A 26,040-nucleotide genomic window follows, 5' to 3' on the forward strand; every position below is an offset into this window, starting at 1 on the left:
TAAAATATCCCTAGTAATGTGAGTGACTTTTAATGATAATGAGACTGCTTATCAATAAAATTCATTTGACCTTCTTCTTATAGTAAATGACTACAATTATGAATCTTTTAAAAACTAGCCTAGCACTTGCGATCAGTTTGGTTGCAACGTCTTCGATGGCAAACAGCTTGGATCAAGCTCAATCAATTCAAAACAAGACCAATAACGCGTCGGCTTCGAGCCAAAAGGTTATTGATAAAAGCTCACAAGCGACTTTAATGCTGCAAGCTGAGATTGAGCGTCTGCAAGAAGAAGTTAAAAACTTAGAAATCTATCGCGATCACCTTGCTGCATTAGTAGAAAGCCAAGAAATAGAATCTGAAAGCTATCTAGCGCAAATCGACGAAATTAAACTGACACGTCAAGGTGTTGTGCCTTTGATGTATAAAATGATCGACGGCCTTCAAGAAACCATTGAAAATGATCTTCCGTTCAAAAGACAGAGCCGCCTGAGTCGTGTAGAAAAGTTAAGAGCGGCGATGACGCGCGCTGATGTCAGTGACGCTGAAAAATATCGCCGAATTCTAGAGGCGTATCAAATTGAAGTGGATTACGGTATCAAGCTCAGTTCTTACGCTAGCCGTGTCGAGATAAGTAAAGACAAAGTACTTGAAGTTGACGTTTTGCACCTTGGACGTATTTCATTGGTCGCTCGTAACTTAAACGGCACTCAATATTGGTCTTGGGACCAAAATAGCTCGCAATGGCAAGAGCTTGATTCTTCGATGAAATCTGAGCTTGATAAAGCCTTCGATATTGCTAATAAGCAAGCGTCACCTAGTTTGATTACTTTACCTGTTTCTTTAACTGTTGCGGAGGTTAAGTAATGAACTTAAAGCCATTAGCAGCATTGCTTTGTATTACTTCAATTTCATTTTCTGCTTTCTCAGCTTCTGATACGACGGCTCAGCTAGTTAATAAGGCTAAATCAGAGAATCGTACTCAAGCTTCCCACAATGTTGTCCGTGAAGCGGATTTCAAAAAGACAGAACAAGAGCTGAAAGCGATCAAAGCTCAGCTTGAAGCGAAACGTACATCGGTTCAAAACGCGACAGATGTTCTTACTCAAACCTTTAGTGATAATGAAAATAAGCTGGCGCGTTTAGAAGAAAAACTGCGCTTAGAGACAGGCAGCTTAGGTGAGTTGTTTGGCGTTGTTAGACAAAATGCGAAAGATCTCGATCATGAAATATCTGACACCGTCACTAATGTCGATCGAGCTGCTTACACTGAAACTGTTTATGACATCGTTGACGCTAAATCGTTGCCATCGATGCCTCAATTAACAGGCCTTTGGCTAAGCATGATGGAGCAAATCCAAGCAAGCTCAGAGATAAGCAAATCGACAGTTTCTCTTGTTAATGATGAGGGAGTAACTGAAAGTGCGGAGGTTTATCGCCTAGGCTCTATTGGTTTGGTTGCAGAGCCAGGTTACGTATGGTGGGATTCCAAGCACCAAGATGCGATTGTTTATTTGAAACAGCCATCTAATGGTCCAACACTGGCATCGCTTTCTTCAATTGCGAATGGCGAAGTATCTAATGTGGTTGTCGATCCCTCTCGTGGATTCATGCTGGAACAATTAGCTTTAGAACCAAGCTTAGCTGACCGCCTTCAAGCGGGTGGTGTGGTTGGTAAAGTGATTCTTGGATTATTGGCTATTGGCCTAATCATCGCGTTGGTTCGTGGTATTTCTCTTGCTATCGCTCGTCAGAAGATTCGCGCACAACTTAAGAACCCTGAACAACCTGATAATAACCCGCTTGGTCGTGTTCTTGCAGTTTACAACAAAGAGCAAAACCAAACGGTTGAAGCACTGGAGCTGCGTCTTTTAGAAGCCGTCGTTGATGAACAGACTCATTTAGAGAAAGGTTTATCGATGCTAAAACTTCTAGCAGCACTCGCACCAATGTTGGGTCTTTTAGGCACCGTAACCGGCATGATCGAAACATTCCAAGTGATCACACAGTTTGGTAATGGCGACCCTAAAGTTATGGCTGGTGGTATTTCGATGGCGCTTGTAACAACGGTACTTGGCCTAGTTGCTGCAATGCCATTGCTATTGGCACATAACATTCTTAGCACTCAGTCAGAGAACATTCGTAATATTCTTGAGAAGCAGGGTATTGGCCTTGTTGCTGAGCAGGCAGAGAAAACAGTTGAATCAAAAGCTGTCGTTTCACCAGTTGGGACTGCTGCGTAATGGATATTTTGTCGGGTTCTCTATTACCAGCGAGTTGGTTAACGAGTGACTGGCTGCTGTCTTTATCAAGCTTTATGGAGCAGGGCGGTTTTGTCCTGTGGTGGCTAGCGGCTGTTGTCCTAGTGTATTGGGTGCTTGTGGTAGAACGCGTGCTTTATCTTGCGTTCTATTTTCCAAAGCAACGCCAAGCTTGGATTGCAAAGTGGCATGAAAGAGAAGATCACTCTTCTTGGCATGCTAAAGCCATTCGTGAAGGTTGGTTAGGCCAAGCGAGTATCTTACTTAACCAAAACTTGAATTTTATTAAGCTGTTAGTCGCTATTTGTCCGATGTTGGGCTTGTTAGGCACCGTAACCGGTATGATCTCTGTTTTTGATGTCATGGCGACTCAAGGAAGCAGCGATCCTAAATTGATGGCTTCAGGCATCTCGTTGGCAACGCTGCCAACCATGGCGGGTATGGTTGCTGCACTAGCGGGCATGTTTGTTCACGCTCGCTTAGCGAAAGTGTGTAACCGCTTAGAATTGAAATTAGAAAAATCTTTAAGGAGTCAACGATGAGACTCGGTCGACGTCATTCAAAAAACGAAGAGGCTCAAATAGACCTTACTTCGATGCTTGATATTGTCTTTATCATGCTTATTTTCTTTATTGTGACCAGTTCATTTGTTCGTGAATCAGGGGTTGAAGTCAATCGCCCACAAGCGTCTAACGTAGTAAGCCAAAAGGATGCGGGTATCTTTGTTGCGATTACTTCTGCGAATGACATCTTCATAGATAAACGTGTTGTAGATGTTGAACGTGTTCAAGCGACATTAGAACATTTATTGCTAGAACAACCTGATGCTTCTTTGGTTATTCAAGCGGATGAGCACGCTTACAACGGTACTGTTGTTAAAGTGATGGACGCCGCTAAAGGTGCGGGTGTTAAAAACATTGCGCTTGCTGCTGAAAAGCGATGATCTTGGAGGATCTTCATAAATGATTCGCCTATTTCTTGCTTTACCGCTAGCGGGGGCATTGGGTCTAGCGCTGTTTTCTTTCATGGCTTGGATGGTTGATAATGGCCACCAACGTTCACCAGATAACAGTGAAACGTTAAGTTTCAACATGGTGATGGTTGAAGCTGAACAAGAAGTCCAGAGAAGACAACGTGCAGTTCCTGAACAGCCAGAAATGCCAGAGCCGCCACCAGAAGCGCAAACGTCTCAGTCACAAGCTGAAGTCACGCCTTTGAATTCGATGTCTTCGCTGCCTTCATTGGATTTGAATACATCGATTGATGGCCTAGCGATTAATGCGCCGACATTTTCTGATTTTGGGTCAAACCAACAGGCTATGCCTCTGTATCGAGTAGAACCTCGTTACCCAGCAAAAGCGCTTAAGCGTGGCGCTGAAGGTCATGTCATTATGTCTTTTACTATCGATGAGACGGGGCGCCCAGTTGATATTCAAGTCACTGACGCAAACCCACGTCGTATGTTTGAACGTGAAGCGATGAGAGCACTTAAAAAATGGAAATATCAACCGAAAGTCGTCGATGGAAAAGCGATAGCTCAGGTTGGTCAAACCGTGAAACTAGAGTTTAAGTTGACAAAATGATGAAACAGATATGGATATTAGTGGGCTTGTTGTTAATGCCCCTTACAACACAAGCAAAAGAGCTAACTCAATATACTGCTATTCGTGTTCAAAAAGCGCACAAGCTTGCTCAAGATGAACAGGTTAAACAGGCGATTGACGTTCTTGCAGGCTTGGAGCTTTCTAAAGGCTACGACAAAGCGTACGTAGCTCGTATGCTTGGTGTGTTTTACTGGCAAGATGGCAAAACCGACACGGCAATTAAGCAGCTTACTTATGCGGTCGACAGCAATTTGCTGGTTGATGAACAGGCTTGGATAACGAAACGCATGCTGGCTGATTTGTTGTTGAACGATCAGCAGTTTAAAAACGCGCTTCCGCACTACTATCAGTTAGTGAAAACAGCGCCAGAAAAAGAAAAGAAAGATACGCTTTGGATGCGAATTGCACAAGCTGAATACCAAATTGAAAACTGGTCGAAAGTCCTAGTTGCCATCGGTAATCGAGACAAATTCAATTCAAAAGCAGAGTTGTCGCCTCTATCGCTAAAATTGGGCGCACAGCTTCAGTTAAAACAGTGGAAGCAGTCTATTCCGACACTGGAAAGCCTCATTGAACTTCAACCAAAGAAAGATAACTGGTGGCGTCAACTTGTCGGTATTCAGCTAAGATTGGAACGTAATCGTGATGCATTGAACACGTTAGCACTGGCTGATTTACAAGGCGTTGAGCTTAAAAATTCGGATCGCCGTTTATTAGCACAGCTTTATGCCAAACGAGGTATTCCAGAGCGAGCTGCTGAAGAAATAAGTAAGTTAGATGACGCGAACAGTGACGTTCAACTTCTGGCTGAGCAAGCAACTTACTGGCAGCTAGCTAAAGAGTGGGACAATGCCATTGAAGTGTGGACATTAGCGTCTAAAAAGGACAATCAATACCACTGGAATGTGGCACAGCTATTGGTTCAGCAAGGTTACTACGACCGAGCGCTTGTTGTTTTAGACAAAGTGAAAGACAAAAACAAACAGGCCGACGTTGCATTAGCAAAAGTGCGCTCATGGTATAAGTTAAAGAACTTAGATAACGCCCTTGCTCAAGCGAAGCGTGCGAACAACATTGAACCATCTTCTGAAGCAAAAGGTTGGATTAAATATCTGACTCAGCTAAGAACTGTGAGTGGTAACGGAAACGTCTAACTGCTGATAGCTAAAAAAGAAGATAAGAGACAGCACATAGAAGCTAGAAATAAGAAAAGCAAAAGGGTGTCATTTGATCGTTCAAATGACGCCCTTTTTTATATATTGAATAAAATTGAGCCTTAGTGCTTCATTAGGCCTTGGTGTTTGATCGAGGTATGAGCAAAGGCAAAACTAAGGGCTACACATCTCGCCACTGTGCGATCCCGCGATGATCATTCCTTTTTGGTCAGCAACCCAGTTGATAGTGCAGTCACGATAGGGATTTTTGAAAGCATGTTGTGTTTCGCCATTCTCGAGTGGGGTTTGAGTTTCTACCCAAGCAAACGTTCGCGACTCCCAAAATGAAACAGCTTGAGAGTGAGGCGTTAAATATAACTTTTGGGCGTCGGCAATATTGGAGCCGATATAACTCTCGATATGTTCGTCAGTGCCGATAATTTGGCTAGTACAAGCCGTTACCAACATGGCAAAAACTAAAATAATAATACGCATTTCAAAATCCTTTTAAACATGTATCGCCATGCTCGTTTTATAGACAATAAGCTTAAACTACTCTTGAACAGATCGTGATGTTAATGATCTTGATAGTGATCTCAGTTCTAAATACTTCCAGTTTTCCTTCCTTGAATGCACGGTGTATCCACCTACTGGTTTCTATCTATGATCTTTCGGCTGAATCAGATTGACGTTTTAACCAGTTATTACCGCCAACTCTACTCTGTTAACAAGATTTACATGTTAACAGAGTAGATAAACAGTTCGATTACTTCCCATGTAATGTTATGTAAATTTCCTTACGCTGCTCGGCAAACGTAAACAATGTAAATTGAATGCCAATACGAATGATTATCAACTAAATTGACGCCATAAAATTTATAGGTATTGGTTTGTATGTCGTTAAAAAGTAGGGCGGTTCAATCATGGGCTCGTCGACTTCATGTTTATATTTCAATGGCGCTTCTGTTCGTTGTTCTTTTCTTCTCAGTGACAGGCATCACCCTTAATCGCCCTGAGTTATTTGAATCAACACAACCCAATATCCAACGGTCTACGTTAACGCTTCCTGCGAATTTATTCACGATACAAGAAGGACGATTGAAAGCCGACGAAACGACCTTTGAAACGTTTTTGTTTGAAGAAGCCAACTTATCTGGCGTTCCTTCAGGTTTAGACATCTACGCAGAGATTGAAAACGGTGAGTTGCTCATCGGCGAAGTGTCTATGGACTTCAAAGGACCAGGCTACAACGCCTCTGTGTTCGTTGACGTGACGTCTGAAATGGTGGAAGTCGAAACCACCAATTACGGCATTATCGCGCTTTTGAACGACCTACACAAAGGCCGTAACAGCGGTGAAGTTTGGAAGTGGTTCATCGATATCACTGCTCTGCTGATGATCTTTTTTGTGCTGACTGGCGTGTGCTTATTGTTACCTAAGAAAAAAACGCTCAATACCTCCATTAAATGGACGGTGTTTGGGTCTGCAATCTCTCTTGCTATCTATTTTGTCGCCGTACCTTAATTCTTAATTAGCTTGATCAATCAGGTTGATGAGTCAGCTTGGTGAATCAACTTGAAGAGCGAATTAAAGGTTAAACGGATTTAAAAGGTTGTTAAACATGAAAAAAATGAACTGGAGCAAGGCGCTTCTTGCATTATCTCTTTTGCCAAGCCTAGGTATGGCACAAGCGATCCCTGATACGGCAAAACTTGATGTGAACTTTAAGCTTCCAAAGATTGATACCTCTATGTACGCACGTCCTTATGTGGCGGTGTGGGTAGAGAACAGCGAACGAAAGTCAGTGAAAACCATTGAGCTTTGGGTCGGTAAAGATGAATGGCTTAAAGATTTACGTAGCTGGTGGAGAAAGGTTGGGCGTTACGATCGTGAATTGGTTGATGCAGTGACGTCTGCAACGCGCCCTGCTGGCCAGTACCGCTTCGTTTGGGATGGTAAGAGCGATGATGGCCAAACTCTAGAACAGGGCGAGTACACGGTTCATATCGAAGTTGTTCGCGAACACGGTGGCCGTAATTACCTTCGTCAAAAAGTATCGCTAACAGATTCAAACGCTTCTTATGAGCTAAAGGCGACGGAAGAGACGGGTGAAATCACTCTGAACTACATCGCTAAATAGTAAGCACGAATAGCAAAAGCAAACTGAACAGAATAGACAGCAATCATCGTAGGCTCAGATAGAGCGACACGGCTAACAATTATAAATAATGGAATTGAACATGATGAAACAAACAAAAATCAAAGCACTTGCTCTAGCGGGTGTGATGGCATTCGGCCTAGCCGCAACGACAACAGCGCAAGCTCACCCGCGTTGGATACTACCATCTCACTTTACTGTATCGAAAGAAGGCGGTGACTGGCTAACGTTCGACGTGACTGCATCTCACGGTACGTTCGTTTTCGATAAGCCAGCAGGCAGTGAAAACGCTCATGTCATCATGCCAGACGGTCGCAGCGAGCGTCCAAACTTTGTTGTTCGCGGTAAACGTCGTTCAATCTTCGACTTCTATTTTGAAGAAGAAGGCACACACAAAGTGGCGATCAACAATGAGCCTTCTTACTACACGCAATACAAAGCGGGTCGTCGTGACACAGTGAAATGGATCAAAGCAAACAAAGCGGAACGTGATTCAGTTCTTCCTGAAAAGTCGCGTGACGTGGTAACACAAATCAGCTTCACTCGTGCAGAAAGCTACATCACAGTGGGCAAGCCATCGGATTCAGTCTTCAAAATTGAAGGCAAGCTACTTGAAATGAAGCCAGTAACGCACCCTTCAGACATCATTGAAGGTGAACCAGTGACTTTCCAATTCTTCTACAACGGTGAAATCCAGAAAGACGTGAAAGCGGAGATCACTCGAGAAGGCACGCTTTACCGTAACCACCAAGAGCAGATTGATGTTGTGAGTAACGAGAACGGTGAAATTACCTTCACTCCAGACGTAGCGGGTCGTTATGTAATGAAAGCGAACTACAAAGGTGAGTTGATTGACAACCCACTGGCAGACAAAGCAAGCGCGAACGTTCACCTAACGTTCGAAGCATTGCTTCAATAATCTGTGATATCGGGGCTCGATTCCTGATTAAGCAACTAAAAACTTAAGGGCTCATTTGAGCCCTTTATCGCTCAGTTAACTTCTGAGAATTTGCACTGTGGCTAGGGTACGAACCATGACAATAAAAACAAAACTAAAATCGATAATCATTCCATGCTTGGCACTGGGACTTGGTTTCGCGGCATTACCTGCGCAAGCACACTTTCCACTGATGAGTTGCTGGTTTGAAGGCAAAACCGTGGCCTGTGAAGCGGGTTACTCTGATGGTAGCAAAGCGATTGATTACGCGGTTGAGATGTACGACTACGAAGACAACTTGATTGCAAAAGAGATGACAGATAAACGCTCTATCGTTGAATTCCCAAATCCTGACACTGAGTTCTACCTTGTATTCGATTCAGGCCATGAGTTTCCTGTTGAAGTCGATGTTGTTGAGATCAGCGAGAAATGATGATTCAAGGCGTACGTGCTGACACGGGTGGCAGAGAAGGCAAATGGGTAGGGCTTATCATTGTGTTCATTCTGAGCTTTGCTACGGTCGCTATTCCATTTCATCAAGCAGAATCCCACGTAAAAGCGGTACTTGATCATCAAATTCTGGTGACCGATGTTGAACAAGAAAACTTGGCAATGTTGTCAGAGCTGCGTTTAGCGCATGAAGAGATTCGCGACCTGCGTATGGACTCTGATGGCGAATGGCCAAGTGTCGTATCACTTAAAGATGAATGGGTCGCGCCATTTGTTGAAGACCAGAGTTGGAAACGTAAAGGTTCTCATACTTGGTTATTGGACGAGCGTGGTTACTACTTTTCTACGCCAAGCGAATACGCGACACCAAGTGAACAAGCTGCACAAAGCGATCATGGCTTTGCTGATTCCTTTATTTTAAACGCGAACATCGTTTCTCCTGAAATCTGGATTTTCTTTGGTGGCGTAGCAAGTCAACCGACTAATTTTGATGAGAACACACTGGAATCTGCAGGCTGGAAAATGGTCGTCAATGAATCAGAAGTTGAGCAGCATGATGCTTCTTCACATTAATCCCGGACTCTCGAAAAACAAAATGCTCACTAATAATAAGAGATTTACTATGCGAATTATGACTCTGTTCATGTCGTTATTGGCGGTGTTCATGGCACCCAATGCATTGGCAAAAGAATACAAGATCGACAGCGACAAGCTGACGATTGGCATAACCCTTCAGCCTTACTACAGCTACGTAAAAGCGGTGGTGGGTGACAAAGTGAACATCCTTCCATTGGTTGATGCTGGCTTTAATCCGCATAACTACTTGCCACAACCGAATGATTTAAAGCGATTGAGCCAGATGGATGCGATCGTGGTAAACGGTATTGGTCACGATGACTTCGCGCTTAAAGTGATTTCAGCCGCGCAACGTGATGACTTAGTGGTGATCGAAGCGAACAAAGAAGTGCCTCTACTTCCAGCATTAGGTCAGTCTGTTGGTCAAGGTGCAGTGAACCCGCATACGTTTGTTGGCCTTTCTACAACGATTCAAAAGGTTTACACGATCGCGAGCGAAGTATCTAAGCTCGACCCTGACAACGCGGCGTTTTATCGTAAGAACGCGCGTAAATACGCCAAGAAATTTCGCTTTATGAAGCGTGATGCGATGTTGTCATTAGGTGAACTCGATACATCAGGCATGAAAGTGGCGACCACGCACAATGCTTATGGGTACATTCTGCAAGAGTTTGGTGTTGATGTCGCGGCGGTGATTGAGCCAGCACACGGTGTTGAGCCAAGTGCGAGCCAACTGCAAGATACGATCGAAAAGATCCGCGCTTCGGGCATTGATGTTCTGTTCTATGAGCTCAACATGCCAAACCGCTTTGTTGACACCATTGAAGCGGAAACAGGTGTTCAGCTTTACCGTTTTTCTCACATGACGCATGGCGAATATGAAGACGATAAAGTGGAAGTTGAGATGAAGAAAAACCTAGAAACGTTAATCGAAGCAATGAAATTTGCGGCGGCGAACCAAGTTAAAAGCGGGAACGCATAATGTTAGGTCCATCAATCTCAATTAATAAACTCGGCCTGCAATACGATAACAATGTGATTCTTGATGATATCTCGCTAGAACTTAAAGCGGGTGAGTGTCATGTGATTATGGGACCAAACGGTGGAGGCAAAACTTCTTTGTTGCGATCTGTACTTGGACTTACGCCTTTCTCTGGTCAAATCAATATCCACTGGCCAGAAAAGCCAAGTATTGGTTACGTTCCTCAAAAAGCGACCTTCGAATCGAGCTTACCTCTGACGGTCATGGACTTCGTGTTGCTTAACCAAACTCGAATTCCGCTATTTTGGCGTCGTAAGTCCAAGCAATTGGATCTTGCATTAGCACAATTGGATCGCGTCGGTATGGCGACACGTAGCGATCGCCGAATGGGACAGTTGTCGGGTGGTGAGCAGCAACGTGTGTTGTTTGCTCAAGCGTTGTTGGATAACCCAAGCTTACTGGTGTTGGATGAACCAACGACCGGTATGGATGAGCAGGGCGTTCGTTATCTTGAATCTCTAATTCGTGAATGTGTTGATGAAGGCCGTACGATCCTTGCGGTTCACCATGATGTAACCGCAGTGCGTCGCCTTGAAGCGAATGTGCATGTTGTGAATCGATTCTTGGTGGATAGTGGTCCACATGAACAGGTACTACATCCAAGTAAGATTGAGAGTCTATTCCAGCACTACAGCAGTGGCGCAGCTATCGTTAAATCGAAGGAGGTTGCGTAATGGAATGGTTACGACAACTTGCCGCAAGTGGCGTTGAAGCGGGTTGGTTATCAGACAGCTTCATGTATGCGTTCATGGTGAATGCCTTGGTTGCGGCGCTATTACTTGGCCCGTTATTAGGTGGCCTTGGTACTTTGGTGATTGCAAAGCGTCTCGCTTTTTTCTCTGAAGCGGTAGGTCACGCCGCATTAACTGGTATTGCTATCGGTGTTTTGCTTGGTGAGCCACCAGAAAACCCAATTATTGGTCTGTTTAGTTTCTGTATGATCTTTGCTTTGCTTCTTCATTTTGTAAGAAACAGAACCAATGTGCCATACGATACTTTAGTCGGAGTTTTCCTTGCGCTAGCATTGGCAGTAGGCGCGGCATTGCTGATGTACGTAGCACGTAAGATCAATATCCACATGCTTGAGAACGTGTTATTTGGATCGATTCTGACAGTAACAGACCAAGATTTAGCAATTCTCGCAGGCAGCTGCGCGATCATCATTTTGCTCTTGATACCGACGTTCAACCGCATTCTTTTGACTTGTATTAGCCCCGATATTGCCAAGGTTCGTGGCTATAACACCAGCTTCTACGACTACCTGTTTGTCATGATGATCACTCTAGTGACGATTGCAGCGGTGAAAATAGTGGGTGCGGTTCTGGTTGGCGCGTTATTGCTGATTCCTGGAGCTACGGCTCGATTGCTGACTAAACGCATGGGCAGCTTTGTTTTGTTGTCTGCGTTACTGGCAACCATCGCGTGTTTGGTCGGAACAGTATTACCGATGGAACTTAAACTGCCAGTACCATCCGGTGCTTCAATCATCATCGTTTCTGCAACGTTTTTCCTAGCGGCAACGCTATACCGAATTGTAAGAAAGGCATAATCATGACTTCTTTAATGAATCGTATTTCAAGTTCACTAAAAGCAACGGCTCAAGTGAGTGCGGTCAGCAGCATGTTGTTAGGTGCCTCAATGGTGTCTTTCAGCGCTAATGCCGAAGATATCCTAACCAGTACGCCGGTGACCTATGCGTTGGCGACTGAGCTCACCAAAGGCACTGACATTACGACTGAATACTTACCACCAAAACGCTACGGTATTGATCGCTTGCCTAATTGGTTTGGCACTAAGGGGGCGAGCAAAGTCCTTCAATCAGGAGAAAAGGCGACCGTAGCATTAACGCTGTCATCTATCTGGCAAGCTGATCCTACATTTGTATACGCAAGACAAGGCAACATCCGTTTGGTAGAGGTGGATGCGGCTCAAGCGACTACTCCACGAGCACAAGGTGTCGCTGCGCTGACGTTATCAAATGGTGAAGTGTCTAAGTACGCGTGGTTAAACCCGACAAACTTAACGCGTATGGCGGCAATTGTGGCTGATGACTTTAAGCTATTGTGGCCAGCGCAAGCAAACACGATTGATAGCAACTTACAGCGTGTAATGCTTGATGTTCGTGAACTGATTAACAAACAACAAGCGGTATTACTGGATAACGACGTAGATTCAGTGTTGTTGCTTTCAGAAAGCTTGGAAGATTTTGCTTCGGGTAGCCAACTGTTTGTTGAAGCGCGTATGTTCAAAGCAGAACTGGAATGGACAGAGCAAGATAAAGCGAAACTCAAAGCGATGTTTTCAGAAGATGACGCGTTATGGTTAGTCACAGCGAAAAAGCCAACGACGTTGATTAAGTCGCTGGTACCGAATGAGCGAATTCTTGTTGTTGATTCCGTAGACCGTTGGGGAAGAGCAGGGATTAACGCAAAAACGCCATTTGCTCGCTGGGAAGTTGAGCCTTTCAAAGGTTAAGTGGTTAAAACAATTTAGCTAATAAACCGCTCGTTCAAAAAAGCAGCCCAAATAGAGGCTGCTTTTTTTGTTCTTGTCCGTTGGCTCTGGTCAGAGTGCTGGGCAAGAATACTGCGAGTTTAAAACTTACTCTGCAGCTTTTGTATCTTTAGTTTCGATACCAGCTTCTTCAGATTCAACAGAAGCTTCTACCGATCCTTCCGCTTGCTCTTGAGCGGCTTTTGCTTGCTCTTCAGCTTCCATTTTTGCGCGGTCAGCTTTAGAAATATAGCGAGGCTTGTTGCTACCATGCAGTTTAGACGTCGCCTGTTTCTGTCTTTTCTTTAGAATTTGATTGATTTTTTTCTTACGGTTCATTGCTGCATAGCCTTGTATTTAGTTTATGCGGTGGAGGATAATCATTTTAGATCTAGAACTCAATATTTACATGGTATTCAGCAAGGAAAATATCACTATGCAGGCAGTCGAGACCGCACGTTTAAGATTAAGAATGAGCACACCTCAAGATGCGGCGTTTATCCAACGATTATATGGCTCAGAAGATTTCCTGCGTTACATCGGAGACAAGGAAATTACAGATACTGGCAAGGCTGTTGAATACATCGAAAACAACATTCTTAAGATGTATAGAGAGAAGGGTGTGTGTTTACTGATGGTCGAAATGAAAGAGTCTTCAACGCCAATCGGTGTCTGTGGTTTGATTAAAAGAGACACACTAGAGGCGCATGATATTGGTTATGGTTTTGTCCCTGAAGTCTATGGGCAAGGTTTTGCATTGGAAGCGGCGCAAGCGATAATTGAACAAGCTCAACATAATGCTGATATCGATCATTTAGTTGCCATCACGACCTCTGATAATATTCGAAGCATCGCACTGCTGACTAAGTTGGGTTTTGTGTTTGAGCGAGTCGAGGACGTGTTAAGTGAAAACGTCAACCTCAACCTGTACGGTTTATCACTGAGTAATTAATCATGTTTCAACATAACAATATTCTGCAAGGCGAACTCGCAACCGAGTACAAAACTGTTATTGCGATGGTGCACATCTATTGCAAAGATCACCATGGTGCGGTTCGTCAAAATAACGCGTTATGTGAAGAGTGTGAGCAACTGTTGCGTTATGCAGAGACGCGACTTGATCGCTGTCCTTATGGTGAGGCGAAACCAACCTGCAATAAGTGTCCAATTCATTGCTATAAGCCTGACCCTAAAGAGCAGATGCGTTTAGTGATGCGATATGCTGGGCCAAGAATGCTACTCAAGCATCCGATTTTAGCGGTACGACATTTGATACATGAGAAGCGGAAAGTGCCAGAGAAGCCATTGCCGAATGTGTCGAACCGCCATATCCGAATGAATAAGAAGTAACACATTGTTTACTGTGTGAAAGTATGTGTAATGTGAAAGTAATCGAAACAAAAAAGGTCTGATTACTCAGACCTTTTTGATGTAGATACACTTCTATCTAAGCTTGAATGCAGCTAGGTAGCTAGGTAGCTAGGTAGCTAGGCAGGTAGACAGGTAACTTATGCCGCTTGAGGCTCGTCGTAGGTCACTGTGAGGTTGTTGATCCAGCGTCGGCTCAAGTATCGGTGCGAGCATATAGCTAACTTCACCACTTCTTCTACCAACATCAGACCATAGATGTATTTGAAATCCCATCCAGCGACAAACGCACTGTAAACACATACTGGAATACCCACCATCCACATCGCGATGAAATCCATTCGCAGGCAAAAAGCGTTATCACCACCAGCACGAATAATACCGTTAATGATCACCATGTTGAGCATGCGAATGACTACCGCAAAACACATAATAGTCATTGCAGGTGCAGCGAGTGGGTACAATGCATCGGTAGAAAGGTTTAGCCATGATAGAACATGTTCTTTACCCATAAACAGTAGCAACCCAACGACCGCGCCAAAACCAACGACGGCTTTAATGAATGTTAGACCCATGCTCATCGCGTCATCAAATTCATCACGGCCTAATGAATGGCCTAACAAAACAGAACACGCCACTGAGATACCAAAGAAGATCGAGTAACACAGCGATTCAAATGGTGCGAGCATCGAGAACACGGCAAGCTCAGTCGTGCCCATGTGACCGAAGATCATTTGATATGCCATGGTACCCATTGCCCACAACACAGCATTCATCGTCAACGGCAAAGCAATGCGACGGTAAGACAACCACAATGACGGGCGATGTGGTGAGCTCGGTGTCGTTAATAGCCAATGTTTACGCATACGCATGTAGCTATACATTAAGCCCACTTGAATCAATCGCGCTAAGGTTGTTGCCAATGCCGCACCTGCTACGCCCATTGCTGGAATGCCGAAAGCACCTTTAATAAGAACGAAGTTAAGCGCAATGTTGAGTGCGATGGTAACGCCACCTAATAATAGCGGAGTTACGGTGTCACCTGATGAGCGCATGCTAGCTTCTACCACGACAACAATGTGAGTCAGAAGTAGAACAGGGAAGCCATACCATAGGTAAGTCGCACCAAGTTCAATCACGGTTTGATCGCTGGTTTGCAACATCATTAAAAACTGAGAACCAAGAGTGATGATTGCAGTAACAGGCAACAGAACTTTTAAGCCAAATATCATCGCAATCGAGGATACTGTTCGTGCGCTTTTTCGGTCATTCTTTCCCCAGTATTGAGCGACTAATGTACCGTTTGCTGAGGCCAACCCTGCCATAATCATAATCGCAACGAAGTGCCATTTTGACGCAATTCCCACAGCAGCAGCTGCTTCCATACCATAATCACTGACCATTAATACGTCAGCAAGGGCAAGAATAGCGACAAGCGCACTTTGCAAAGCAACAGGCAAACCAAGTTTAACGATACGAGGTAAGATGCTCTCTGGCTTGTTATTCATAGATGAGTTAGGGTTGATGTTAGTTGTCATAAGCTCTCCGATTTATGGCAGAACTATAGTGTTTTGAGCGAAGTAACAACATGTTTAAAAAACAACAAAACCTGTGCGAATCCGTCATTGATTCAATGAGACCAAAATCAACTTGGCACGATGATGTTTTTCTCGCTGAACAGTGCAAAGAACGTTTTTTGACCGTTGAAGATATTCCAGAGATGAAAAGCTTTGGTGTCTATATGGGCGGCATGGCGAAGCTATATGATGGCTACTGGGTTGAGCGCGAATCCGTTAATGTTCATACGTTGATTTTTACTCAAGAAGGGGGCGGAATTCTAACCACTTCAACTTCGGTACAAGCGATTACGCCTTATACGCTGGTGGTTCTTCCTGCCGAAACCCCATTTCGTTTTGAGCTTGATCCTCAATACAACTATTGGAAAATGGCGTGGATGCTGACGCCCGATACGCAGCAATGGCAGCACATAGCAAGTTTAGGTCAGGGGATAGTGCCGTTCGGAGAGTGTGAGCAGATCTGGTCATTAATGAACTTGGTTTACTTTGAGATAGGCGGTAGAGCCAGTTACCGTAAGTTACTTTTGAGTGAAATCATCCGAACGTTGACGGGGTTTGAACCCAAATCGACCAGCACCACAGCACGTGTTCAAGCACTCTATAACGAGATTGAAAGCAGTCTGCACCAGCCATGGACCGTCGCAGGGATGGCCGAAAGGGTGTTCATCAGTGAAGAGCAGCTCAATAGAGTCACCAAGACGCTATTCAACCTGTCACCACGCAGTAAATTGATTCAATTACGCATGGATAAAGCCACCAGTTTGCTGAAATATCAAGATTGGTCAGTCTCTATGATTGCGAATCGGTTGGGCTACAAAGATCCTTATAACTTTTCACATCGTTTCAAAAAACATTTTGGTCTGTCACCCAGCCAGTATCGAAAAAGCCATCGACTTCTTGGTTAGCCTTGCTTATTTCCTCGATCAATTACGCAAGATCAAGCTTTGCAGTAATATTACCGTATTGAGCTATCTATCAATTTAGTATTTTTACTCTATTCGGTACTATTGGAAATATCCAAGAGGGTGACTGCATATGCAATGCGAGGAATTAATGCACCAAGTTATCAGTGAGACGGATGATTTAGCTCTTCCGTCGAAGCTCATTTTAAACAATAAAGAGTTTCAATCAGGCACTAAAATCGTACGCAAGCAGGGTTGTGGTTCAATAATAGGAACGCTTGCTGAGCCTCATCGTAAAGTACTTTTCTATCTTTACCTGAACAGAGGCCAAGTGGTGAGCAAGCAAATTTTGAAGCGTGTAGGCTGGGCTGGTAAAGCGGTGACATCTGCATCTGTGTTGGTTGCTATTTACGAGATAAGAAGGATTCTTGACTGCCGTTGTATACAAACCGTTTCCAACGAAGGGTATGTCATGGAGTAATAAATAATCTTCTATTGATATCCTGTTAATATATTAATAATAAAAATTTAATCTCTTTACCGTACGAATTCCATTGATTATCGTCAAATCTAAAACGTCCACTTATAAGCGACGTTATATAAATACGATCGAATCTGACTTTGTCGCTGGCTATATAGTAAGGGAATGATATAAAAATGGACTCTTATCCTGCAATAGAAACGAACCACTCTGAAAACAACGTAGTACTTGAACTAAACGGTAAAATTGTTGAACTCAACACCAAACTCATTCGCAATGTTGAAAATGGTTACGTACTGGCTACCATGCCTTTGGCGTACCGAAAGATCATTTTATTTATGAATCGACATCGAGGTGAACTGTTCAGTGTTGGCCAATTAAAGAAGATTGGCTGGGAAAGTGAGAAAGTGACCAACTCATCTGTGATTGTTGCGATATCCGAAATTAGATCATTATTCGGAGACGGATTAATCATCACGATTACTGGTGAAGGTTACGTATTTCAACCTTAACCTTCTGAAATAATAGATTTTATTGCTATTTGCTATTTGCTATTTGCTATTTGCTATTTGTCGATCTTTCCTCCAGGCGACATAAAACAAAAAGGGCTCTTAATTTAGACGGGAAGTCATAACTAAGAGCCCTAGTGATACAGTTCTTGTGCCTGTCTATTCCATTTACTCGCCTGCAATCTGTAGAGGAGAACGTTTTAGGCTAGCAATTAGCATGTAGATGGTTGTAGCGAGTAGAGACGCGAACAGGTAAGTGAATAAGCCTGCTTGTGAATCCATAAAGCTATCCGCAACCAATGGCCCTGCTACAGAGCCGATGCTGTAACACAACAACATAACTTGAGTCACTGAAACTAAGTAGCTCGGGTCTAAGTTACGACAACCCAAGTTAATCGCAATTGGGTAAAGTGCAAAGGTCGCCATACCTAAAACAAACAAGCTCATACCAAGAACGTAAAAATCATGGTTGATAGTGAGCACACCAATGCTTGCAACCCCTAGCAGGCAGAACAGAGCCATTAATAACACTTGTCCTATGTGGTGAGACAACCACGTCACCATTGGTTGAACGGCCATACCACCCATAATCACTAACGCCATCAAACCGCCAATGTCTTGGTGTGCGATGTTGCGCTGAGCGAGTTCTACAGGCATCAATCCGTAAATAGACCCAAGTGTTAACCCAGATACAATACAGCCAATCAAAGCGCTGTGACTTAGCTTGCTGATTTGTTTCAGTGATAAAGACTGCGCATCGTGAATTTGTGGTGCTGTTGCTTGTCCGTACATCAATACAATGATTGCTCCAAACAGCAAGGTGAACATTGCAATGAAAGGCACGCCGCCCGTAATACCAAGGTATCCGATGCCAAGTTGACCAACGGCCGAACCGCCATATAACGAACACATGTAAACCCCTAAACGTTTCGCACGTTGAGATTCTTCACCGCTCATTAGCCAAGATTCCACAATCACAAAGATCCCAGCGACTGATACACCCGCGACGAAACGAGCCAACAACCAAACTGATTGATGTGGCGCCAACGGTAATACAAGAATTGTTGCGATAAATACGCTAAGTGCAATGACGAAAGCGTCTTTGTGACCAACGCGAGCGATCGCACGCTCAATCAATAACGTACCCGCTAAAAGACCTGCATAAAAGGCACTCGCCAACCAACTCGATAGATTACTGTCTAAGCCATACTCAGACAGCATTAATGGTAATGAACTCATTAAGTAGCCTGAAGCGATCGCGTAAAAAGACAATGCAATAACAGGAACAGTTATGCGAGTTGTTGGTTGGATGTTGTCCAATGCAGGAGCCTCTAAATAGTAAAAGAAACGATGAATTTTCCGCGACTATGGGGGAGAAACTGAATTGGGTAAAACGAATAAAAATGGTCGTTAAGATAAAAGAAATTTATCGTGTTTGTTGGCTAAAATACCGTTGTGATATTTCATGTTTTCGCGATATTTTCTGCGGTTAAATAGCCGATAAAGCGTTGTTCAAACGACTATTTAATTTGAAAGACGGAGAGAGATTCGTTGTATTCATCAGATTTTAATTTAGGGCGTTTAATCGTGTTAGACCACTTCTTTTCGGTATTGTCTGGGCGAGCTGCCGCTCCACCTACGAAAGGCATGCCGAAAGTTCGCACTGTCCGAAAAACCCACTCTATCGGAGATCTCTTCAATACTCATATGCGTCGATGAAAGATAGTGTCGAGAGAGGTGAAATCGCACGTGATCCAATATTTTCTGATAGCTCGTGTCTGCAGCTTTAAGGTGTCTACGTAGTGTTCTAGAAGACATTCCTAATTCTGTGGATAGCGCCTCAATGGAAGGGTAACAGCCAGGCCTTTCAATAAACATTTGTGAGATCTTCTCTTTAAGGCTGGTGGGCGCGCTGACTCTAGCCAACATGTCGTCACAAGATTTCAAACACATTTGTAAGGTGATTGGGTTAGCCGTTGGTAAAGGTGAATATAGGCGTGTTGCATCGAACTGCCATTCAAGCTGCTCGCAATCAAACTCTACACGGCAACGGAAAATCTCCTGATAGAGATCGCCATAAGTAGGTTTAGGGTAAGGGAAGCGGATCACAAGAGAGGGAAACGGCTGTTGTAGCACTTCTTCACACAAACTTTGAATGGCGGAAAACCAATACTCACAACAGAAAGGCAACAAAGAGTCGAGCTCGATAAGTTGCTCAGCGCGAAAGTATCCGGTTTGATGTTCAACGGACATGGTCTTCTTGAGAACAGGGCCCGCAAGACGCAGATATTTGAAGCCCATTAAAAGAGCGTCTAACAGTGTCTCACTGCTGAACACTGCGTAACCCAACACACCAAAATCACTGAATCGGGCTTCCTGTCCAACTTTTAGTCCTAGCCCCTCTACGTTGGAACTCTCAAGCGCGTTACTGAACACCGCTAATTTTTGTGCGAGCGTGATGTGGGTATCTGGCGTATTAAGCTGGAACTCATCGATGTTACTGCCTTTCAATAACGTATCGACCGTCAAGGATGATGAAAAATAGCGAGACAATAGTTGAAGATCAAGAATTCCAAATGCCTGCATATCCGGTTCGTAAACTGCGGTGTATTCCATAATATGCCTCTTGTTGAGTGTTCTTATTCTATCTTAACCACGGACATCTTTTCGTCGGCTGTGTTGCAATTATGTCCGAATATCACCGTTTTTTGTCTTTTTGCAACCTTTGCAGAGTGTTATCAAAATGTTGTAATTTAATAAGTCATACACGGACACGTGTGCATAGGGTCGAAATAACAATAGATTAGAAACGAAAGCAAAGAGCAAATGAACATAGGTTAAACACATATTCGAAACAAAACACAACAACGTCTACGGTGACCGTGACTAATAGGTCTAAGCCGAATAAGGAGATCATGGATGCACAATCTTGCTGTTAACTTGGAGCGCAGCGCTTCGCTTTTCCCAAATAAAGTCGCTCTGCGAATGGGGACGGATGAAGTCAGCTTTTCTCAGTTGGAACAACTTTCTGGAAACGTCGCCGCTAATTTAAAGAGGCTGGGGCTCAAGAAAGGAGATAAGGTCGCGTTGTCGTGTCCGAATGTCACGTATTTCCCGATTGCCTATTATGGAATTCTGAAAGCAGGCTGCGTCGTGGTGCCTTTGAACGTGTTATTTAAAGCAAGAGAGATCGCTTACCACCTTAATGACTCGGACGCGAAAGCCTATTTATGCTTTGAGGGCAGTGAAGAGCTGCCCATCGGTCGTTATGGCTTACAAGGTTTCGAACAGGCAAACCATTGTGAGCACTTTGTCGAGATGCCCATCCCAACCGGCGCAGACACGACTTCAGAAAGAAACGAGCAGCATGAATCAATCGCTGACTGGTTAGCACAACCTTTGATCCCTTTTGAGTCTGTGGCTTGCCATGGTGATGATACCGCTGTGATTCTTTATACTTCAGGTACGACAGGTCAGCCAAAAGGCGCAGAGCTTTCTCACACCAATATGCAAACCAATGCCATGTCGTCACAGTATCTAATGCGATTGGAGTACAGCGACACCACAATGGCCACACTGCCTTTATTCCATAGCTTCGGCCAGACGGTCATGATGAACGCGAGTGTGCTAACAGGGTCGACCATGGTGTTGATTCCGCGTTTCGAACCGTCACTGGTGATCGAACAGATCATTAACCATAAAGTAAGCGTGTTTGCGGGCGTTCCAACCATGTATATCGCACTATTAAAGGCGGGAGAAGACTCCTCTAGTAGTTTAGAAATAAGCAAACGCTCTGAACAGGTTAAACACAGCTTGAGGTTGGGTGTTTCTGGCGGTGCTTCTATGCCACTTGAGGTTATTCGACAGTTTGAGTCTCGCTTTGAGCTTCCAGTATTAGAAGGCTATGGTTTATCAGAAACAGCGCCAGTTGCGACCTTTAATCATATTGATGGTGACCGATTGTCTGGCAGTGTGGGTCAACCTTTGTGTAGTCACCTTATCAAGATCACTGATATACAAGGCAACTCAGTCGCCATGGGTGAATTGGGCGAAGTCTGCATCAAAAGCCCAAGTGTCATGAAAGGCTACTATCAAAGGCCAGAAGCTACGGCGGAAGCCATTAGAGATGGTTGGTTCCTAACCGGAGATATCGGACGCACCGATGAGCACGGCAACTTGTTCATTGTTGACCGAGTCAAAGACATGATTATCCGTGGTGGTTACAACGTGTATCCGCGCGAAGTTGAAGAAGTTTTGATGTGCCATCCTGATGTCGAAATGGTCGCGGTTGTGGGTGAACATCATGATCGCCTAGGCGAGGAGATTCACGCTCATGTGGTGCTTCACGAACATACGCAATGTGATAGTGCAGCTCTGATTACATGGTGTCGTGAGCAATTGGCCGATTACAAATATCCGCGTAAGGTATTCATTCGCAAAGCCTTACCCATGACAGCAACCGGCAAAATATTGAAGCGCGAATTGCACCCACTAGAAATAGCGGAGATGACTAATGGATAGTTATGATTTTATTGTTGTTGGCGGTGGTTCAGCGGGGTGTGTCATGGCTTCTCGGTTGTCGGAAGATCCTAATGTCACTGTTTGCTTGTTAGAAGCGGGCGGTAAAGACACGAGCCCATTCATTCATACACCCGTTGGCGTGGTAGCTATGATGCCAACCAAACTCAATAATTGGGCTTTCGAAACCGTTGAACAGCCGGGTTTAAATGGTCGTAGAGGTTATCAGCCAAGAGGTAAGACACTTGGCGGGTCTAGTTCTATCAATGCCATGATGTACGCTCGTGGGCACCGTTCCGACTACGACACATGGGCAAGCTTGGGTAACACAGGGTGGAGCTATGATTCTTGTCTGCCTTACTTCAAGAAAGCCGAAAACAACGAAGTTCATCAAGATGAGTTTCATGGTCAAGGTGGTCCATTAAATGTGGCGAACCTTCGATCGCCGAGCCCAATGTTGGAACGTTACTTAACAGCGTGTGAGTCGATAGGGGTTCCTCGTAATGAAGACATCAACGGTGCGGCACAATTTGGGGCGATGCCGACTCAGGTAACTCAAATTAATGGCGAACGATGCAGTGCTGCTAAGGCTTATTTAACGCCAAATCTATCGCGTTCAAACCTTACAGTGGTGACAAAAGCAACCACGCATAAGGTCTTATTTGAAGGCAAGAAAGCGGTTGGCGTTGAATATGGCTCGGACGGACAGCGTTATCAGATCAGATCCAACAAAGAGGTGATTCTATCTGCTGGTGCATTTGGTTCTCCCCAGTTGTTATTACTGTCTGGTGTCGGCGCTAAAGCTGAACTAGAGGCGCTCGGAATTGAGCAGGTTCACGAACTACCCGGTGTCGGCAAGAACCTCCAAGACCATATCGACTTGGTGCATTCGTACAAGTGCAGTGAAAAGCGTGAAACCTTCGGCATTTCATTGCAAATGGCTTCTGAAATGACCAAAGCTCTGCCGCTATGGTACAAAGAACGCCGTGGCAAGATGAGCAGTAATTTTGCAGAGGGGATTGGTTTTCTTTGTTCCGAAGATCATATCGCGGTGCCGGATTTAGAGTTTGTATTTGTGGTCGCTGTTGTCGATGACCATGCACGAAAAATCCATACTAGTCATGGTTTTACCTCTCATGTCACCTTGTTGCGACCGAAGAGCCATGGCAGCGTAACGCTTAATAGTAATGATCCTTATGATCCGCCCAAGATCGATCCTGCGTTTTTCAGTCATCCTGAAGATATGGAGATCATGATTAAGGGCTGGAAGAAGCAGTATCAAATGTTAGAGAGTTCGGCGTTTGATGACATCCGTGGCAATGCTTTCTACCCAGTGGACGCCAGTGATGACAAGGCTATCGAGCAAGATATTCGCAACCGTGCAGACACTCAGTATCACCCGGTCGGGACCTGTAAAATGGGCCCTAACAGTGATTCATTAGCCGTGGTAGATAACGATCTTAAAGTCTATGGGTTGAATAACTTGAGAGTCATTGATGCTTCTGTGATGCCGACATTGATTGGGGCAAACACCAACGCGCCAACCATTATGATTGCTGAAAAAGTCGCAGATCAAATCAAAGGGGAATACGGGTTAGGTCAGCAAGAATCTAGTATTCAAGCGAAAGGCGAAGCTGTGGTTTAATTCAAGAAGTTAAGTGATAACCATAAATAAAACAGTAGGTTAGATAGTCTTGATTTGATAAGACTCTCTAACCTATTTTTTGTACGCTTGCTTCAAGCACAAGCTAAATCAAAAGCGATATAAAATACGGGTCTACTTGGCCAGCGCTTGATTAAGCCATTGATCAAATTGGCCTTTTGGTAACGCACCGTTAATCGTATCGACACGTTTGCCATCTTTAAACACCATCACCGTCGGAATACTTCTGATTTGGTACATCGCGGCAAGCTGCTGCTGAGCTTCAGTATCAATCTTAACGAATCGAACATCTCCCGAACGCTCTTTAGCAACGTCACTGAACACTGGCGCAAAGCCAACACATGGGTTGCACCATGTTGCCCAGAAATCGACAACCACAGGCTGTGAACTGTTCAAAATAGATTGGAAATTCAATGATGTGCCTTCAATTGGCGCGCCATCTAGTAATGCGTTTTTGCATTTACCACAAGTTGGGCTTTCTGAAATTCTTTCTGAAGGAACGCGGTTTATGCCATTACAAGAAGGGCATCGTGTGTTGAATGTAGACATAACTTTCTCTTTTTATTGTAACTCCGTTGCTAACGCGATTTACGAATCACGCACGGAGCGCTTATACTGTTTAAAACTAGAATACGATACTTAAATAAAAACAAACAATAAACAGGTAAATGATGACAAAATTTTACGCCGAAATTACTGGCTGGGGAAAGTGTCTGCCACCAGCCGTGCTGTCCAATGATGATTTAAGCACTTTCATTGATACGTCTGACGAGTGGATTCGAACTCGAACTGGTATCGAAAACCGTCGTATCAGTCATGTAAATACCTCTGAGCTAGCGACTATTGCAGCGAAACATGCCATGGCGTGTGCTGGCCTAACAGCCGAAGATATCGACCTCGTGATCATCGCGACGTGCAGCCCAGACTCCCTTATTCCAAATACCGCATCTAAGGTTCAACAGAACTTAGGCATTAAGAGTGCAGCGGCTTTCGATCTTAACGCAGCGTGTACTGGCTTCATTTACGGTGTCGAAACGGCGACTCGACTGATTCAGGCTGGTAATTACCGCAACGCCATCGTTGTGGGTGCTGAGCGTCTGTCATTCTTCATTGATTGGACCAAGCGTGACACTGCAGTTCTTTTCGGTGACGGCGCTGGCGCTGTGGTTCTATCTCGCACCGAAGAACAAGTTGGCTTACAAGAAGCTCAGATCGGTTGTGACGCCGAAGGCCGCGATATTCTAGCGGTACCAAAATTCGGTACGTCTATGGACCGCTTTGCTGCTGACAACGGTTACTGGGACTTTGACTTCGTTGGTAAAGAGATCTTCAAACGTGCAGTGAAAGGCATGGGTGCAGCGGCACACACAGTATTGAGCCGCACTGGTATCTCAACCGACAACATTGACGTTGTGATTCCGCACCAAGCGAACATCCGAATCATTCAAACTCTGTGTGATATGGCGGGTATCGATCGCGATAAAGCGTTTGTTAACATCCAAAATTACGGCAACACATCCGCTGCGACTGTACCAATCGCATTGTGTGAATCGCTAGAGCAAGGTTTCGTTAAGCCTAACGACAACATTCTTGTAGCGGCATTTGGTGCCGGTTTAACGTGGGGGGCTGGCCATATTAAATGGGGTAGCCGTGTTGAGCCGCTAGGTCAATCAGATGCTAAGCTTCCAGAAGCCGACAAATCTGCTTTAGAGCTTCTAGAAAGAGCCATTTTACACTGTAAAACGCGTCCCAATTCTGAGAACGAGTAGCAGCATGGCGCAAGTTCGTTTTATGACAGAAGCCGACCTCGATGGGGCGGCTTTAGTTCACAAAGCTACTTTTGTTCGACAACAGCACTCTAGAAATTGGTTACAATGTAACTTGAACGCTTCACCACGCTTTCTTAACTTTGTTGCTGAAAGCGATGGCGAGATCGTGGGTTACATCATCTGGGTTCAGAAAAGCGGGTTTAGACCAGAAGCTGTTTTAGAACTAGAGCAACTTGCCGTGTTACCAAGCGCGCAGGGGCAAGGATTGGGTAAAACGCTGATTCTAGATTCCCTGCCGCAGGTAAAACAGCATTTGGCGGATCAAGGCTCGACACTCAAACACGTGCTAGTGACCACCAGAGCAGACAACTTTGCACAAAAGCTTTATCAGTCTACGTTGGGTGCAGAAGTCGAAACCACGATTTCAAACCTGTACTCAGCTGATGAAGTACTTATGATCGCTCGCAATGTAGGTGAGCGAATCTGATCGCTGAGTTTTTAGAACTAATTATAATCAGCGGTATAAATCGACTTACGTTTAATTAGGGACTTCTACAGTCCCTTTTGTTATTTCTTAGG

At 44.4% G+C, this 26,040-nt stretch carries 29 protein-coding genes and 1 pseudogene; 24 read left to right on the plus strand and 6 right to left on the minus strand.

The genetic code is table 11. The features are described 5' to 3' along the window. Positions 1-98: 98 nt before the first annotated feature. From AC3CID_RS19280 to AC3CID_RS19305, 6 genes are read left to right on the plus strand one after another with little or no spacing between them, the layout of a single operon-like run. Positions 99-866 (plus strand): DUF3450 domain-containing protein, encoded by a 768-nt coding sequence (locus tag AC3CID_RS19280; protein WP_488527942.1) that lies wholly within the window; start codon positions 99-101, stop codon positions 864-866. Then, positions 866-2,242, plus strand: a complete 1,377-nt coding sequence (locus AC3CID_RS19285; protein WP_488527943.1) for a MotA/TolQ/ExbB proton channel family protein — start codon at positions 866-868, stop codon at positions 2,240-2,242. Before AC3CID_RS19280 ends, AC3CID_RS19285 begins: the two co-directional genes overlap by 1 nt. Continuing rightward, positions 2,242-2,802, plus strand: a complete 561-nt coding sequence (locus tag AC3CID_RS19290) for a MotA/TolQ/ExbB proton channel family protein (RefSeq protein WP_010429842.1) — start codon at positions 2,242-2,244, stop codon at positions 2,800-2,802. The genes AC3CID_RS19285 and AC3CID_RS19290 overlap by 1 nt, the downstream gene beginning before the upstream one ends. After that, positions 2,799-3,203: an ExbD/TolR family protein gene (locus tag AC3CID_RS19295; RefSeq protein WP_004731145.1), complete on the plus strand. Its 405-nt coding sequence runs from the start codon at positions 2,799-2,801 to the stop codon at positions 3,201-3,203. Before AC3CID_RS19290 ends, AC3CID_RS19295 begins: the two co-directional genes overlap by 4 nt. A gap of 19 nt (positions 3,204-3,222) precedes the next feature. After that, complete coding sequence (locus AC3CID_RS19300; protein WP_488527944.1) at positions 3,223-3,843, plus strand: energy transducer TonB; 621 nt, start codon at positions 3,223-3,225, stop codon at positions 3,841-3,843. Further along, entirely contained in the window at positions 3,840-5,018 is a 1,179-nt protein-coding gene (locus AC3CID_RS19305) for a tetratricopeptide repeat protein (RefSeq protein ID WP_428786030.1), read from the plus strand. The genes AC3CID_RS19300 and AC3CID_RS19305 overlap by 4 nt, the downstream gene beginning before the upstream one ends. Positions 5,019-5,192: 174 nt before the next feature. Here AC3CID_RS19305 and AC3CID_RS19310 read toward each other — a convergent pair whose 3' ends face one another. Then, positions 5,193-5,513, minus strand: a complete 321-nt coding sequence (locus AC3CID_RS19310; RefSeq protein ID WP_428786029.1) for a hypothetical protein — start codon at positions 5,511-5,513, stop codon at positions 5,193-5,195. A 399-nt stretch (positions 5,514-5,912) separates the two neighbouring features. Between AC3CID_RS19310 and AC3CID_RS19315 the strand changes: the two genes are divergently transcribed. The 9 genes from AC3CID_RS19315 to AC3CID_RS19355 all read left to right on the plus strand — a co-directional run bounded on the left by AC3CID_RS19315 (position 5,913) and on the right by AC3CID_RS19355 (position 12,656). Then, the gene (locus AC3CID_RS19315) at positions 5,913-6,542 is read left to right on the plus strand and encodes a PepSY-associated TM helix domain-containing protein (RefSeq protein WP_428786028.1); all 630 of its coding nucleotides are present in this window, start codon (positions 5,913-5,915) and stop codon (positions 6,540-6,542) included. Positions 6,543-6,639: 97 nt separating this feature from the next. Further along, positions 6,640-7,158 carry a DUF2271 domain-containing protein gene (locus tag AC3CID_RS19320; RefSeq protein WP_061025159.1) on the plus strand — a complete coding sequence of 173 codons (519 nt, stop codon included), beginning with the start codon at positions 6,640-6,642 and terminating at the stop codon, positions 7,156-7,158. A 100-nt stretch (positions 7,159-7,258) separates the two neighbouring features. Continuing rightward, entirely contained in the window at positions 7,259-8,095 is an 837-nt protein-coding gene (locus AC3CID_RS19325; RefSeq protein WP_065206166.1) for a DUF4198 domain-containing protein, read from the plus strand. Between the two features lie 115 nt (positions 8,096-8,210). Then, the gene (locus AC3CID_RS19330; RefSeq protein WP_488527945.1) at positions 8,211-8,546 is read left to right on the plus strand and encodes a hypothetical protein; all 336 of its coding nucleotides are present in this window, start codon (positions 8,211-8,213) and stop codon (positions 8,544-8,546) included. Beyond that, a complete protein-coding gene (locus tag AC3CID_RS19335) occupies positions 8,543-9,136 on the plus strand; it encodes a DUF6162 family protein (protein WP_171312834.1) in 594 nt (197 codons plus the stop codon). Before AC3CID_RS19330 ends, AC3CID_RS19335 begins: the two co-directional genes overlap by 4 nt. A gap of 49 nt (positions 9,137-9,185) precedes the next feature. Then, positions 9,186-10,121 carry a metal ABC transporter solute-binding protein, Zn/Mn family gene (locus AC3CID_RS19340; protein ID WP_488527946.1) on the plus strand — a complete coding sequence of 312 codons (936 nt, stop codon included), beginning with the start codon at positions 9,186-9,188 and terminating at the stop codon, positions 10,119-10,121. Next, on the plus strand, positions 10,121-10,855 hold the full coding sequence (locus AC3CID_RS19345) for a metal ABC transporter ATP-binding protein (protein WP_428784995.1): 735 nt from the start codon (positions 10,121-10,123) through the stop codon (positions 10,853-10,855). The genes AC3CID_RS19340 and AC3CID_RS19345 overlap by 1 nt, the downstream gene beginning before the upstream one ends. Then, a complete protein-coding gene (locus tag AC3CID_RS19350; RefSeq protein ID WP_488527947.1) occupies positions 10,855-11,730 on the plus strand; it encodes a metal ABC transporter permease in 876 nt (291 codons plus the stop codon). Before AC3CID_RS19345 ends, AC3CID_RS19350 begins: the two co-directional genes overlap by 1 nt. Positions 11,731-11,732: 2 nt before the next feature. Further along, on the plus strand, positions 11,733-12,656 hold the full coding sequence (locus tag AC3CID_RS19355; protein WP_488527948.1) for an ABC transporter substrate-binding protein: 924 nt from the start codon (positions 11,733-11,735) through the stop codon (positions 12,654-12,656). Positions 12,657-12,782: 126 nt separating this feature from the next. Here AC3CID_RS19355 and AC3CID_RS19360 read toward each other — a convergent pair whose 3' ends face one another. Then, entirely contained in the window at positions 12,783-13,013 is a 231-nt protein-coding gene (locus AC3CID_RS19360; RefSeq protein WP_065206160.1) for a DUF2986 domain-containing protein, read from the minus strand. 97 nt (positions 13,014-13,110) lie between these two features. On the opposite strand from AC3CID_RS19360, the gene AC3CID_RS19365 reads away from it, so the two are divergent. Together AC3CID_RS19365 and AC3CID_RS19370 are read left to right on the plus strand one after the other, a co-directional pair. Next, entirely contained in the window at positions 13,111-13,626 is a 516-nt protein-coding gene (locus AC3CID_RS19365; RefSeq protein WP_372244827.1) for a GNAT family N-acetyltransferase, read from the plus strand. A 2-nt stretch (positions 13,627-13,628) separates the two neighbouring features. After that, positions 13,629-14,024 carry a nitrous oxide-stimulated promoter family protein gene (locus AC3CID_RS19370; RefSeq protein ID WP_171312824.1) on the plus strand — a complete coding sequence of 132 codons (396 nt, stop codon included), beginning with the start codon at positions 13,629-13,631 and terminating at the stop codon, positions 14,022-14,024. Positions 14,025-14,182: 158 nt separating this feature from the next. Here AC3CID_RS19370 and AC3CID_RS19375 read toward each other — a convergent pair whose 3' ends face one another. Next, entirely contained in the window at positions 14,183-15,580 is a 1,398-nt protein-coding gene (locus tag AC3CID_RS19375; protein ID WP_428786336.1) for an MATE family efflux transporter, read from the minus strand. Between the two features lie 50 nt (positions 15,581-15,630). Between AC3CID_RS19375 and AC3CID_RS19380 the strand changes: the two genes are divergently transcribed. The 3 genes and pseudogenes from AC3CID_RS19380 to AC3CID_RS19390 all read left to right on the plus strand — a co-directional run bounded on the left by AC3CID_RS19380 (position 15,631) and on the right by AC3CID_RS19390 (position 17,514). After that, positions 15,631-16,524 (plus strand): helix-turn-helix transcriptional regulator, encoded by an 894-nt coding sequence (locus AC3CID_RS19380; protein ID WP_114635309.1) that lies wholly within the window; start codon positions 15,631-15,633, stop codon positions 16,522-16,524. Positions 16,525-16,644: 120 nt separating this feature from the next. Further along, positions 16,645-17,031, plus strand: a pseudogene (locus tag AC3CID_RS19385) (winged helix-turn-helix domain-containing protein). 147 nt (positions 17,032-17,178) lie between these two features. Continuing rightward, a complete protein-coding gene (locus tag AC3CID_RS19390; protein WP_017079269.1) occupies positions 17,179-17,514 on the plus strand; it encodes a winged helix-turn-helix domain-containing protein in 336 nt (111 codons plus the stop codon). A 165-nt stretch (positions 17,515-17,679) separates the two neighbouring features. Here the strand turns inward: AC3CID_RS19390 and AC3CID_RS19395 are convergent, their stop codons facing one another. Then, positions 17,680-18,831 (minus strand): MFS transporter, encoded by a 1,152-nt coding sequence (locus AC3CID_RS19395; RefSeq protein WP_017079268.1) that lies wholly within the window; start codon positions 18,829-18,831, stop codon positions 17,680-17,682. A gap of 270 nt (positions 18,832-19,101) precedes the next feature. After that, positions 19,102-20,127: an AraC family transcriptional regulator gene (locus tag AC3CID_RS19400; protein ID WP_017095742.1), complete on the minus strand. Its 1,026-nt coding sequence runs from the start codon at positions 20,125-20,127 to the stop codon at positions 19,102-19,104. Between the two features lie 303 nt (positions 20,128-20,430). On the opposite strand from AC3CID_RS19400, the gene AC3CID_RS19405 reads away from it, so the two are divergent. Together AC3CID_RS19405 and AC3CID_RS19410 are read left to right on the plus strand one after the other, a co-directional pair. Further along, on the plus strand, positions 20,431-22,032 hold the full coding sequence (locus AC3CID_RS19405) for a long-chain-fatty-acid--CoA ligase (RefSeq protein WP_488527949.1): 1,602 nt from the start codon (positions 20,431-20,433) through the stop codon (positions 22,030-22,032). Further along, positions 22,025-23,674 (plus strand): GMC family oxidoreductase, encoded by a 1,650-nt coding sequence (locus AC3CID_RS19410; RefSeq protein ID WP_488527950.1) that lies wholly within the window; start codon positions 22,025-22,027, stop codon positions 23,672-23,674. The genes AC3CID_RS19405 and AC3CID_RS19410 overlap by 8 nt, the downstream gene beginning before the upstream one ends. A 132-nt stretch (positions 23,675-23,806) precedes the next feature. Here AC3CID_RS19410 and trxC read toward each other — a convergent pair whose 3' ends face one another. Beyond that, positions 23,807-24,241 (minus strand): thioredoxin TrxC, encoded by a 435-nt coding sequence (gene trxC / locus AC3CID_RS19415; RefSeq protein WP_488527951.1) that lies wholly within the window; start codon positions 24,239-24,241, stop codon positions 23,807-23,809. 122 nt (positions 24,242-24,363) lie between these two features. Here trxC and AC3CID_RS19420 point away from each other — a divergent pair, with 122 nt between their 5' ends. Both AC3CID_RS19420 and AC3CID_RS19425 read left to right on the plus strand, forming a co-directional pair. Then, positions 24,364-25,461: a beta-ketoacyl-ACP synthase 3 gene (locus AC3CID_RS19420; RefSeq protein WP_488527995.1), complete on the plus strand. Its 1,098-nt coding sequence runs from the start codon at positions 24,364-24,366 to the stop codon at positions 25,459-25,461. A 22-nt stretch (positions 25,462-25,483) separates the two neighbouring features. Next, positions 25,484-25,948, plus strand: a complete 465-nt coding sequence (locus AC3CID_RS19425) for a GNAT family N-acetyltransferase (RefSeq protein WP_488527996.1) — start codon at positions 25,484-25,486, stop codon at positions 25,946-25,948. Positions 25,949-26,040: the final 92 nt, after the last annotated feature.

The sequence above is a fragment of the Vibrio sp. QJM3NY_21 genome (assembly GCF_057785975.1).